Origin of the sequence: Streptomyces sp. NBC_00335, assembly GCF_036127095.1 — a bacterium.
GTDB lineage: Bacteria > Actinomycetota > Actinomycetes > Streptomycetales > Streptomycetaceae > Streptomyces.
In genome coordinates this window covers 1,498,264-1,510,275 of record NZ_CP108006.1, presented here as the reverse complement: position 1 = coordinate 1,510,275, position 12,012 = coordinate 1,498,264, and the positions used below count along the sequence as shown (strand labels likewise).

Below are 12,012 nucleotides of genomic sequence, written 5' to 3'. Positions count from 1 at the left end.
CGGCCGACCGTGCCCCGGGGAGCGAAGCCGGTCGGGACCGGTCCGGCCGCCGGACTACGCGTGGAGCCGGCCGTGGCTGCGGACGATGTCCGCGTAGCGGCGGCCGCTGGTCTTCACGGTGCGCTGCTGGGTCGCGTAGTCGACGTGGACGAGGCCGAAGCGCTTGTCGTAGCCGTAGGCCCACTCGAAGTTGTCCAGCAGGGACCAGGCGTAGTAGCCGGCCAGTGGAGCGCCCTGGCGGACGGCGCGGGCACAGGCGGCCAGGTGTCCTTCGAGGTAGGCGGTGCGCTCGGGGTCGTCGACCGCCCCGTCGGGGCCGACGGTGTCGGGGAACGCGGAGCCGTTCTCGGTGACGTAGAGCTTCTGCACGCCGTAGTCGTGGGTGAGGCGCAGCAGCAGGGACTCGATGCCGTCGGCGTCGATCTGCCAGTCCAGGCCGGTGCGCGGTACGTCCGGGAGGCGGACCTCGCGGGCGAAGGGGACCGGGCCCGTGGCGTCGTTGGCGACGGTGGCGGGGAAGTAGTAGTTGAGTCCGTGCCAGTCGAGGGGCGCGGCGATGGTGTCCAGGTCGCCGGGGCGCTCGGGCAGCTCCACCCCGTACAGCTCGCGCATGTCGGTGGGGAAGCCGCGTCCGTATACGGGGTCGAGCCACCAGCGGTTGGTGTGTCCGTCCATGCGGACGGCGGCGGCGACATCCTCGGGGTGGTCCGTGGCGGGGACCACCGTGGAGTGGTTGGTGACGATGCCGATCTGCGCGCCGGGTGCTGCGGCACGGAGGGCCTGGGTGGCCAGGCCGTGGCCCAGCAGGAGGTGGTAGGAGGCGCGGACGGCGGCGGTGAGGTCGGTCAGGCCGGGGGCCATGCGGCCTTCGAGGTGGCCGATCCAGCCGGAGCAGAGGGGTTCGTTGAGGGTGGCCCACTGGGTGACGCGGTCGCCCAGGCGCTCCGCGACGGCGGTGGTGTAGGTGGCGAGGTGTTCGGCGGTCTCGCGGACGGTCCAGCCGCCGCGGTCCTGCAGGGCCTGGGGGAGGTCCCAGTGGTAGAGCGTCACCGAGGGGGTGATGCCGGCTTCCAGGAGCCCGTCGATCACCTTGTCGTAGAAGTCGAGGCCCCGGGCGTTGACCGGCCCGGAGCCGTCCGGGACGATGCGCGGCCAGGCGATCGACATGCGGTAGGCGTTGGTGCCCAACCGCTTCATGAGGGAGATGTCCTCGGGCCACCGGTGGTAGTGGTCGCAGGCCTCGTCACCGGTGTCGCCGTTGTCGACCTTGCCGGGGGTGTGGGAGAACGTGTCCCAGATGGAGGGGCCGCGGCCGTCCTCCTTGACGGCTCCCTCTATCTGGTACGCGGAAGTGGCCGTGCCCCAGGCGAAGTCCTGAGGGAAGGCGCCGAGGTCAATGGAATCCGACACAGCGAACCTTTCGAAGATCAATGGGAGGAGGGGGCTACTTGACGGCGCCGGCGGTCAGCCCGGTGACGAGGTAGCGCTGGAGGAGGAGGAAGCCGCCGACGACGGGCAGGCTCACGACGAGCGAGGCGGCCATGACCTGGTTCCAGTACACGTCGTTCTGGGTCGAGTAGCCCTGCAGGCCCACCGCGAGGGTGCGGGTGGCGTCGTTGGTCATGACCGAGGCGAACAGCACTTCGCCCCAGGCCGTCATGAAGGCGTAGACGGCGACGGCGACGATGCCGGGGATCGCGGCGGGCACGATGACGCGGAAGAGGGCGCCGAGCGGACCGCAGCCGTCGACCTTCGCGGCCTCGTCGAGGTCCCGGGGGACCGAGTCGAAGTATCCGATCAGCATCCAGATCGAGAACGGCAGCGAGAACGTCAGGTAGGTGAGGATCAGCCCGGCGCGCGAGCCGAAGAGCGCGATCCCGGTGGCGTTGCCGATGTTGACGTAGATGAGGAACAGCGGCAGCAGGAAGAGGATGCCGGGGAACATCTGCGTCGACAGCACCGTGACGGTGAAGAGGCGCTTGCCGCGGAAGGAGTAGCGGCTGACGGCGTAGGCCGCGAAGATCGCGATGACGACGGAGAAGACGGTCGCCGCACCGGCCACGATCAGCGAGTTCATGAAGTAGTCGCCGAGGGGGACGGTCTTCCAGATGTCGAAGTACGGCTGGATGGTCAGGCCCGAGGGGATCCACTGGAACTTCCCCGACACGTCCTGCAGCGGCTTCAGCGAGCTGGAGATCATGACGTACACCGGCAGCAGGACGAACCCGGTCAGGAGCGTCAGGAACACCAGCCGGCTCACGAGGAACGACTTGGGGGGCGCCATGGGCGACCGGGACTGCACCACCTGACTGTGCTTAGGCATCGGTGGCGCTCCTTCCTCGGGAGGTGAACAGGAGGTAGAGGCCGGTCACCACGAGCAGGAACAGCAGCAGCAGGACGGACATCGCGGAGCCGGTGCCGAAGTTCCAGGTCTGGAACGAGGACTGGTAGATGTGGATGGAGATGAGGTCGGCCGAGGCCGGCGCCGATTTGCCGAACAGGACGAACGGCGTGTTGAAGTCGTTGAACGTCCACAGGAACAGCACCAGGATCAGGACCTGGTTGACCGGGCGCAGCGACGGGAGCGTGATGCGGCGGATCTGCTGCCAGACGCCCGCCCCGTCCAGGGCCGCGGCCTCGTAGATCTCGCGGGGGATGTTCTGCAGGCCGGCCATCATGATGAGGAAGGCGAAGGGCCAGCCCTTCCAGACGGAGACGACCAGCAGGGTGATGAAGGCGTTGTCGCCGATGAGCCAGAAGGGCGGGCTGTCGGTGAGCCCGAGCTGGTCGTGGATGACGTGGTTCACCAGGCCGTTGTCGCGCTGGAACATGAAGGCCCAGGTGATGACGGCGGCGTAGACGGGCAGCGCGTACGGCACCAGGAAGATGGTGCGCAGGATGCCCCGGCCCCTGAACGTCTCCTGCATGAAGATCGCGGCCGCCGTGCCGATCAGCCAGCACAGACCCACGGAGAAGAAGGTGAACAGGCACGTGGTGAAGAAGGAGCTGAGCAGTGCCTCGCCGACCGGTGCGTCGAAGTCGACGGTCAGGGAGTAGTTGTCCAGGCCGGACCAGGGCGCGTTGCTCCAGTCGCGGAGGTAGAACTGGGTGAGCTCCTTGAAGCTGACGACGATGCCGATGACCATCGGGATCAGGTGGACCAGGAGCTCGAGGACGAGTGCGGGGAGCAGGAGCAGGTACGGCAGGGAGATGCGGCGGAGCCGCCCGGGGCGGCGCGTGCGGGGCGCCGCTCCGGGGTGGTCCTTCCGTACCGTCCGCTTGCCCGTACGAGGGGGTGCGGTGGTCGTCATGAGGTGTCCGTGCCTACTTCTTGGGCATCTGCTGCTGGGCCTTCTCGAGCTTGGCCTTCACCGACTCCAGCGTCACCGGACGGCCGGCCGCCGCGTCGGCGAAGAGCTCCTTGACCGCGGTGCCCACCACCGTCTCGAACTGCGACTCCTCGGGGACCTGCGGGAGGGCGGAGGCGCTCTTGGCGAGCGTGTCGCGCAGGACGGCCAGACCGGGGGTGTTGAAGGCGGGGTCCGTCTGCGCGGACTTGACCGGCGGGATGGAGCCGTAGGCCTTGTTGAGGACCTTCTGCTCCTCGTCACCGGTCATGAAGTTCACGAACTTCGTGGCGCCGTCGATGTTCTTGGTGTTCTTGAAGACGGCCATGTTGATGCCGGCGACCATGGAGTTGGTGGACGTGCCCGTCCCCGGCGCACCGGACTGCACGGGCGCGGGGACCACGCCCCACTCGTCCTCCTTCATGCCCTGCGCCGCGAAGGTCGCCGACGCGGTCTGCCACAGCACCATGGCGGTCTTGCCCTTGGCGAAGTCGCTCAGTGACTGGTTCTGGGAGTACTCGGCGTTGCCCTTGGCGACGATCTGCGCGTCCGCCATCAGGTCGACGTACTGCTTCACGGCCTTGACCGCGCCGTCGGAGGTGAAGTCGGCCTTGCCGTCCGCGGTGAAGAAGTCCGCGCCGTGCTGCTTGCCCAGGACGAAGACCTGGTGGATGTTGTTCGACAGGTTGGAGCCCTCGACACCGAGCCCGGCCTTGCCGTCCTTGGTCAGCTGCTTGCCGGTGGCGATCACCTCGTCCCAGGTGGTCGGCGGCTTGGCGACGCCCGCGTCGGCGAACGCCTTCTTGTTGTAGTAGAGCGCGTAGGCCATGGAGTACAGCGGTACGGCCGCCGGGTCCTGGCCCTGGACGCCGGTGGAGCCGAGCGCCGACTCGACGAACTTGTCCCTGCCGCCGATCTTCTCGAAGTTCTTGGCGTCCCACGGCAGCAGAGCGCCACTGGCCTGCAGCGAGGCGCTCCAGGTGTTGCCGATGTTCAGGACGTCGGGGCCCTGGCCGGAGGTGGTCGCGGTCAGGATGCGGTTGAGCAGGTCGCCCCACGGCACGACTTCGAGCTTGACCTTGATGCCCGTCTGCTTCTCGAACTTGTCGAGCTCCGGCTGGAGGACCTGCTTGTCCACCTCCAGGCTCGATCCCTGGTTGGAGGCCCAGTAGGTCAGCGTCTTCGGCTGCTCGTTGGACCCGCTCCCGTCGGTGGAGCCGCCGCCACAGGCGGCCGCTCCGAGGACGAGGGAGAGGGTGACTGCGCCGACCGCTGCGACTCTGATTCTGCGCATGGCTCCATGGGCCTTTCAGGAAGGAACGGGGATGCCGACTGCGGGGTGGGGGGCGGACGTTCCGCGGTTCGCCCCCAAAACCACATGGCTTAATTTAGGATGTGAGTTAAACCTCAAGCGAAGGACTCGTCAAGAGCGTTCACGCAGGTATCTTGCAGTTATGGGTATCGAAGACAGGGGACAGAGTGCGCGTGCGTAGCGGCCGAACAGTGCGTGACCTGCGGCGGGAGAACCGAACCGCTGTTTTGCAACGGTTGTATTTCGACGGCCCTCTGAGCCGCTTCTCGCTGGGGCCCGCCACGGGATTGAGCTCCGGATCCATCAGCAACGTGGTCGCGGAGCTGGTCAGCGACGGCCTGGTGGAGGAAGCCGGGAGCGTGGAGTCGGCCGGCGGGCGACCCAGGACCCTGCTCCGGGTCAGCCCGGCCAGCGGCTACATGATCGGTGTCGACGTCGGTGAGACCCGGATCCGCATCGAGCTCTTCGACCTGACCCTGACCGAGCTCGCACGCGTCGAGCGCCCCCTGGAGGCTGCCGGGCCCCGCCGGATCGACCGCTACGACGTCGCCGTCGTCGTGCGACACCTCCGCGAGGGCATCGCCGAGGTCCTGCACAGGGCCGGCATCGCCCCCGAGCGGCTCCTCGGCGTCGGCATCGGTGTTCCCGGCATCGTCGCCAGAACCGCGGACGGCGCCGTCGTCCACGGCCAGACCATCGGCTGGGACGCCGTCCCGCTGGAGCGGATGCTGCGCGACTCGCACCTGCTGCCCGAAACCGTCCCGTACTACATCGACAACGGGGCCAAGACCCTCGGCCAGGCCGAAATGTGGTTCGGCGCCGGCCGCGGAGCGCGCAACGCCGTCGTCGTGCTCTTCGGCTCGGGCGTCGGCGCCTGTGTGGTCAGCGAGGACACCCGAACCGGCCGCGCCATCGAGTGGGGCCACCTGACCGTCCGTGTCCGCGGGCGCCGCTGCCGCTGCGGCGCCCAGGGCTGCCTGGAGGCGTACGCGGGGGCCGAGGCCCTCCTGGAACGCTGGGTCGAGGCCGGGGGGCGCCCGCCGGCCGACACGGACGAGGAGACCGCCCTGACCGCGATGCTCGCCGCCGCCTACCCGGCACCGGACACCGACGGCACCACCCCCGGGGCCGACACGACGGCACTGGCCGTCCTGGAGGAGACCGCCGAGTACCTCGGCGCGGGATTCTCCGACCTGATCAACCTCTTCCAGCCCGAACGCATCCTCGTCGGCGGCTGGGCCGGCCTGCAGCTCGGCACCCGCTTCCTGGACTCCGTACGCTCCTACGCCACCTCCTACGCCCTGTCCTACCCGGCCGCCAACGTCCGCATCGACCTCGGAACCTTCGGCCCCGACGCCGTCACGGTCGGCGCGGGAATCCTGCCCCTCGCCGACTTCTTCGCCCACGGCGGCCACCGCACGCAACCCGAACGCGAGGAGCCGCTTCCGGCCTGGCGCACCACGCTGCAGGAGCGGGCGGCGCACTGACCCCCCGGCCCACCCCGCAGCCTGCGTGGTGGGCCGACGGGCGCGAGGGAACTACCTCTCCAGTGGTGTGAACCCGTCCCCGGCCGGAGACACCCGACGCCCCGTGTGGTCGAAGACGTACAGCTGCCCCAGATCGACCAGCAGGGGGATCTGGGCCCCCACCCGCACTCGGACATGGGGTCCCGTGCGCACCACGAGGTCGCTGCGCACCGCGCCCAACCGTTCCGGTGCGGCACCGGCGTCCGGCCCCTGGATGGATTCCGGCGGCGGGTCGAGGACGGCCACCGACCCGGACAGCCGTTCCACGGCCCGGTCCCTGAACCGGCCGAGGCCGCTCTGCCGCTGCTTGCGGGCGCGCCGGGTCGCGACCGTCTGACGGGGCGCCTCCAGATCCGTGACCACCGCGGGTCGTGAGCCCGTGTCCACGTGGACCAGCGCCTCGTGTCCCTGGTATTCGACGTGCTCGACGATGCCCGTGATCGCCACCTCACCCGGCCGCGCCTGGCTCGGCGGGGCGATCCTCACCGCCTCCGACCGCAGGCCGACGATGATCGGGCGCCCTTGCTGGATCCGGAGCAGCTGGTGATCGGTGCTCAGGGGTTCGGGCAGGGTGAGCCGGTGCCGGCCCAGATCGACCCACATTCCGGCGCCCAGCGGGGCGTGGACGACGGCCTGGAGGAGGCTGATGCGGGGCGTGCCGATGAACGCGGCGACGAACACGTTCGCGGGGAGGGCGTAAGTGTCGCGCGGTGAGCTGACCTGTTGCAGGACGCCGCCGCGCATGACGGCCACGCGATGGCCGAGGGACATGGCCTCGGACTGATCATGCGTCACATAGACGGTGGTGACGCCCAGTTCGGCAGTCAGCCGGGCGATCTCGGCCCGCAGGTGGCTGCGCAGCTTCGAGTCCAGACTCGAAAGCGGCTCGTCCATCAGGAACACCGACGGCTTGCGGGAGATGGCCCGGCCCATCGCGACCCGCTGGCGCTCGCCGCCGGAGAGCTGTCCGGGGAAGCGATCGAGGAGATCCTCGATGCCCAGCATCCGGGCCGTCGCCTCCACCTGCGGCTCGTGATCACCACGGGGGTCGCGCAGCTTCAGCGGGAAGCCGATGTTGGCGCGCCCCGTCATGTTCGGATACAGCGCGAAGCTCTGGAACACCATCGCGATGTCCCGCTCGCTCGGCGGCATGTGGTTGGCGTACTCGCCGTCGAGGAACAGCGCGCCCTCGGTGATGTCCTCCAGGCCCGCGATCATCCGCAGGACAGTGGACTTGCCGCAGCCCGAAGGCCCCAGCAGCACCAGGAACTCGCCCGGCTCTACGGTGAGGGAGACGCGCTCGACGGCGAGGGAGTTGCGCCCGTACCTCTTGCTGACATCGCGCAACACGATGGAACGACTCATGACGGTCCGTCCGGAGCTCGGAATGGTGGGGTGAGTGCGGGGGGTGGGGGAGTTGAGGTCAGAAGTTAGCCCAGGCCTCCCCGCCGAGGGAACGCCTTGGCGCAACATCGGGGGATCCGGTCCCGGGCGATGGTCCCCGGCCGCCCGGTGGCGCGGGGAAAGTCGGCTTCCCGGTCAGTGAGTTGATCGCCCGGATCCTTGACCTCGGCAGGGAACGCGCGTTAGGTTCCCGCCGGGGGAGAGCGCTCTCCTGCGCTCGACCCGGGCGATCTGCAACCGTGGTGACCGACTACACCTTGAGGGCGTGGAGGGTTCCGTCGATCCCGACCAGGAGCTTGTCCGGGGTCGGGACGGGGGAGCCGTCGGTGAGTTGGATGCCGGGGATCGTCCAGCGGAAGCGTCCGGTGCGGTGGTCCAGGCAGCACAGCGTCTTGTCGCCATCGCCGTGGATGTAGATGCCTTCGGCGCCGAGGACGAGGTCCGGATCGGGATCGTTGTCCACGACGGTGCTCCAGACCGTCGAGCCGTCGGCCTTGTTCACGGCGACGATCGTGGTGCCGTAACCGTAGATCATGTCGGATGCGGGGCGAAGGCCCGAATGCGGACCGTCGGACGCGTGCCAGCGCTCCTTGCCGGAGGAGAGCTCGTAGGCGAACAATCCGTGGCTGCCGGCGCCGACGTACACGGTGTCCGTGTGGATCACCAGCTCGACGCCTCCTCCGAGTCCGGGCACCTTGACGTTCCATTGCTCGGTGCCCGTCCTCAGCTCGAACGAGCTGACTCCGGCCGACCCGAAGACGACGACCGATCCGTCGGACACCGCGGTCACGGCTTCGCCGCCCGTATCCACCTGGTGTTCCCAGAGTGTCCGGCCATCCGCGAGGTTGATGGCGACCAGCTTCCCGTCCCCACTGACGATCGTCAGAGTGTCGTCCGCCGTGACCAGGGGCCCGGACTTCTTCTGAACGGTGTTGTACCGGCGGTTCCACACGCGTGAACCGCTGGTGGTGAAGCAGGAGATGAAGTATCCGTCGTCGAAGACGAGTCGGCCGCGGTGCTGGGAGAGCTGTCCCATGGGCCCATCGGCGGTCCACAGGCGTTTGCCGCTGCCGGCGTCCAGGACGTCGAGGCCGGAGGTGTGGAGGGCGGCCACCACGCCACCGACGGCCACGGGCGAATCGCCCGTACCGAATCCGTCCACGCCGTGGGTCCACCGGACGGATCCGTCCTTCAGGCTCACGGACCGCAGCGTGTCGCCGTTGTCCGTCACGTACAGCGTGGACCCCGACAAGCACGGGGTCGCGCGGACCCATCCGTCCAGTGGCCGGCTCCAGATCGTCCGCTCCTGCAACGGCACGGCGGCAGCACGGACCTCGGCCTCGTGGGCCCGTTGTGCTTCCTTGGCCTTGTCCTTGTTCTTGGCGTCGGTGTCCTTCGCCCGCTGATCCGCCTTACGGTCCTTCTCCCGGTCCTTCGTGTAGGAGTCGATCAGCGAGATGCCGCCGGCAGCGCCCGCCGCGATCACTGCCGCAGCCAGCGTCCCGCGCACCAGGGTCCGGCGGCTGGGCCGGATGGTGCTCAGGGGTGAGGCCGGGTCCGGTGAGGTGGCGCGAGCCCTCGCGGCATCGGGGGCGGGCTGCGTACGGGCTGACGGATCGCCGGCGTGCGTCACGGTCTCGGCGTGGTGCAAGGGCGGGGACGCGCCGGCCGGCTGAGCGGTCCCGCCGGGAGGGCCGAGATGGCCGGGAGGGCCGGAAGGGCGCCGAGGGAACGGTGGTGCGGTCAGGTGCCGGGCGGTCAGGCTGCGCTGTCCGATGGCGTCCAGGACGGTCGCCGGTACCCAGAACCGGGTGGGCGTGTAGCCGTCGGTGACTGCGCGGATGATCGTTCCCAGATCGGGGCGCGCCGCCGGGTCGGTGGCCAGGCACCGGGGTAAGAGGTCGGCGAGGACGGGATCGGAGACTCCGGACAGGTCCGGATCCATCGCCAGGGGCCGGGCCATGACGACGATCGGTGCTCCGGTTCCGTAGGGGTGCCGGCCCTGGGCGGCGAACGCGAGGACCGCGCCGAGTGCGAACACGTCCGCACGGGCGTCCGAGTCCTTGCCCCGCAGCACCTCGGGAGCGATGAATCCAGGGGTGCCGGGAGTCTGTCCGGTATGGGTGATGACGCTGTCATCGGCCGCGCGGGCGATCCCGAAGTCGATCAGATGGGCGCCGGACGCCCCCAGGATCACGTTGGACGGCTTCAGGTCCCGGTGGACCAGGCCTTCGGTGTGGACGGCGCTCAGCGCCTGCGCGAGTTGCGCCGCCAGGTGGTGGCAGGAGCCGGCCGGCAGAGCGCCATGGGCATCGATAGCCTCTGCCAGGGACAGGCCGGGAATGTACTCCGTGGCCAGCCACGGCAGTTCCGCGTGCGGATCGGCCGCGATCACTCGCGCCACCCCCACCGCCTTGACCCGTGCGGCGGCACGCACTTCACGCTGGAAACGGCGCCGGAACTCCTCGTTCCCCGCGTATTCGGGATGGATGACCTTGACCGCCAACAGGCCGTCGCCACCGTCCGAGGCCAGATACACCCGCCCCATCCCGCCCTGCCCCAGCCGGCTCAGGAGTCTGTAGCCGCCGAGAACCCGCGGATCCTGGCCTGTGAGCTCTTCCATCTTCCCCCCGGTCCGGACGGCAGGCGCACACGACGGCCACGGAGGCCGCGGGCGATCACGGTATCCGTTTCCCGTGACACGGGCCACCGGTTGCCCGTGTCATCAGGGTTCCGCTCGACCGGCACCCGTCCGGGGTCCTCACGATCCGGTTCCGGCTCCATGGGCGGCCCGTGCGGTGATCGCCGTGCGGTCGACCTTGCCGTTGGCGTTGAGCGGCAGCTCCGGGAGGTGCGTGATGCGGCCCGGAACCATGTACAGCGGTAGCAGTTCGCGGAGGAACGCGGTGAGTTCGGCCTGTGGCGTCTCCTCGCCGGCGTAGTAGGCGACCAGTACCGATTCGAGTTCCGTCTCGTGGACCACGGCCACGGCGTCGCGTACGGCGGGGTGCCGTGCCAGGGCGGTGTCGACCTCGCCCAGCTCGATGCGTTGGCCCCGGACCTTCACCTGGTGGTCCAGCCGGCCGAGGAACACCAGGGAATCTCCCTCCACTTGTACGCGGTCGCCCGTCCGATACCAGTGGTCCTTCGTCAGAGGGGTGGTCCCGTCGTGGACCACGGCGCGGCCGCCGGGGCTCCAGAGGAGGAAGCGGCCGGTGTCGTCGGCGGGATCCAGGTAGCCGTCGAAGCGCTGGTCGCCACGGACGCAGAGCTCACCCGTCTGCGAGGGCTCGCCCGACTCGTCGAGGATCACGTGCTCCACGTGAGCCGGAAGCCGGCCGATCGGAAGGGTTCCGTTGGAACCGGGCGCCTTGAGTGAATCCAGGGATCCGAGCGGCTGCTCGACGCAGCAGATCGCGACCTCGGTCGGACCGTAGCCGTTCCACAAGCGGGAGTTGGGGGCTGCCTCGGCCCACTGTCTGGCCTGCTCGGCGAGCAGGCGCTCCCCGCCGAACATCACGCCGGCGAGCGTCGGCATCGATCCCGGCGCGAGCGCGCCCGTGCGGGCCGCGATGCTCCCGACCGAGGGGACGCAGAACCAGTGCGTGATCCGCTTGGCGTTCACGAACGCCGACGGGCGGAACACGTCGTTCGGCCGGGGCACCACGAGGGCCGCGCCGACCGCCCAGGTGGCGAAGAGTTCGTACACCGCCACGTCGAAGGACAGCTCGACGTTCTGCGAGATGCGGTCCTCGGGGCCGAAGTCGTGATTGCCGATCAGCCACCAGAGCGCGGGCAGCACCCTGGCATGCCGTATCGGGACGCCGCGAGGCCGCCCGGTCGAGCCGGAGGTGTAGAGGATGTACGCGACGTCCTCCCGCGACGCCGGATGGACCGGAGCGAGCCGACCGTTCTCGGGCGCACCCGTCCTGAGCCGGGTCAGCTCGGGGTCGGTGACGGTCAGCAGGGCCGGACCGAGCTCCTCGGCCGGCTCCGCTTCCGGAGCGAAGAGCAGCTCGGCCTGTTGGGCGGCAGCCTGATCGGCGACGATCAGGTCCAGCTTCGTCGTCGCCGCGATGGTCCGGATCCGGGCGGAGGGGAAGGACGGGTTGAGCGGTACGACGGCCGCACCGAGGCGCAGCGCCGCCAGGTAGCCGGCGTAGGCGACCAGGCTGCGGGAGGCGAGCAGGCCGACCGTCTTCGGCCGGCCGTCGCCGCGTTCCGCCATGGACGTCGCCAACCCGGCCACCAGGTCATCCAGTTCGGAGTAGGTCAGGACCTCGCCCTGGACCTCCAGCGCGATCCGCTCGGGATGCCGCTCGGCGCTGGCGGCGAAGAGTTCGAAAAGGGTGGCAGGAGCCATGGCGCACGTCCTGTTCATCGGAATCCGAGAAGTTCCTGTGTACGGCGGTCCTGCCCGGCA

General features: G+C 69.5%; 8 protein-coding genes. 1 reads left to right on the top strand and 7 read right to left on the bottom strand.

Translation table 11 applies throughout. The annotated features are described in order from the left end of the window. Window positions 1–54: 54 nt before the first annotated feature. Genes OHA37_RS06855 through OHA37_RS06840 form a run of 4 tightly spaced genes read right to left on the bottom strand, consistent with a single transcriptional unit; the run spans window position 55 to window position 4,641 of the window. On the bottom strand, window positions 55–1,410 hold the full coding sequence (locus OHA37_RS06855; RefSeq protein WP_266903443.1) for a GH1 family beta-glucosidase: 1,356 nt from the start codon (window positions 1,408–1,410) through the stop codon (window positions 55–57). A gap of 34 nt (window positions 1,411–1,444) precedes the next feature. Continuing rightward, the gene (locus OHA37_RS06850; protein ID WP_266912565.1) at window positions 1,445–2,284 is read right to left on the bottom strand and encodes a carbohydrate ABC transporter permease; all 840 of its coding nucleotides are present in this window, start codon (window positions 2,282–2,284) and stop codon (window positions 1,445–1,447) included. Window positions 2,285–2,315: 31 nt separating this feature from the next. Beyond that, a complete protein-coding gene (locus tag OHA37_RS06845) occupies window positions 2,316–3,311 on the bottom strand; it encodes a carbohydrate ABC transporter permease (protein ID WP_266903442.1) in 996 nt (331 codons plus the stop codon). Window positions 3,312–3,324: 13 nt separating this feature from the next. After that, window positions 3,325–4,641 (bottom strand): ABC transporter substrate-binding protein, encoded by a 1,317-nt coding sequence (locus tag OHA37_RS06840; protein WP_266903441.1) that lies wholly within the window; start codon window positions 4,639–4,641, stop codon window positions 3,325–3,327. Between the two features lie 185 nt (window positions 4,642–4,826). On the opposite strand from OHA37_RS06840, the gene OHA37_RS06835 reads away from it, so the two are divergent. Further along, window positions 4,827–6,146 (top strand): ROK family protein, encoded by a 1,320-nt coding sequence (locus OHA37_RS06835; protein WP_266903440.1) that lies wholly within the window; start codon window positions 4,827–4,829, stop codon window positions 6,144–6,146. A 51-nt stretch (window positions 6,147–6,197) separates the two neighbouring features. Here the strand turns inward: OHA37_RS06835 and OHA37_RS06830 are convergent, their stop codons facing one another. The 3 genes from OHA37_RS06830 to OHA37_RS06820 all read right to left on the bottom strand — a co-directional run bounded on the left by OHA37_RS06830 (window position 6,198) and on the right by OHA37_RS06820 (window position 11,952). Beyond that, window positions 6,198–7,550, bottom strand: a complete 1,353-nt coding sequence (locus tag OHA37_RS06830) for an ABC transporter ATP-binding protein (protein WP_266903439.1) — start codon at window positions 7,548–7,550, stop codon at window positions 6,198–6,200. A gap of 289 nt (window positions 7,551–7,839) precedes the next feature. Next, window positions 7,840–10,212: a protein kinase domain-containing protein gene (locus OHA37_RS06825; RefSeq protein WP_266903438.1), complete on the bottom strand. Its 2,373-nt coding sequence runs from the start codon at window positions 10,210–10,212 to the stop codon at window positions 7,840–7,842. A 138-nt stretch (window positions 10,213–10,350) separates the two neighbouring features. Then, window positions 10,351–11,952, bottom strand: a complete 1,602-nt coding sequence (locus tag OHA37_RS06820; RefSeq protein WP_266903437.1) for an amino acid adenylation domain-containing protein — start codon at window positions 11,950–11,952, stop codon at window positions 10,351–10,353. Between the last annotated feature and the right edge of the window lie 60 nt (window positions 11,953–12,012).

What these genes read in the sequence shown, in the direction of transcription:
- OHA37_RS06850 (WP_266912565.1), bottom strand. Translation starts at nt 2,284, where the DNA reads ATGGCGCCCCCCAAGTCGTTCCTCGTGAGCCGGCTGGTGTTCCTGACG.
- OHA37_RS06845 (WP_266903442.1), bottom strand. Translation starts at nt 3,311, where the DNA reads ATGACGACCACCGCACCCCCTCGTACGGGCAAGCGGACGGTACGGAAG.
- OHA37_RS06840 (WP_266903441.1), bottom strand. Translation starts at nt 4,641, where the DNA reads ATGCGCAGAATCAGAGTCGCAGCGGTCGGCGCAGTCACCCTCTCCCTC.
- OHA37_RS06830 (WP_266903439.1), bottom strand. Translation starts at nt 7,550, where the DNA reads ATGAGTCGTTCCATCGTGTTGCGCGATGTCAGCAAGAGGTACGGGCGC.
- OHA37_RS06825 (WP_266903438.1), bottom strand. Translation starts at nt 10,212, where the DNA reads ATGGAAGAGCTCACAGGCCAGGATCCGCGGGTTCTCGGCGGCTACAGA.
- OHA37_RS06820 (WP_266903437.1), bottom strand. Translation starts at nt 11,952, where the DNA reads ATGGCTCCTGCCACCCTTTTCGAACTCTTCGCCGCCAGCGCCGAGCGG.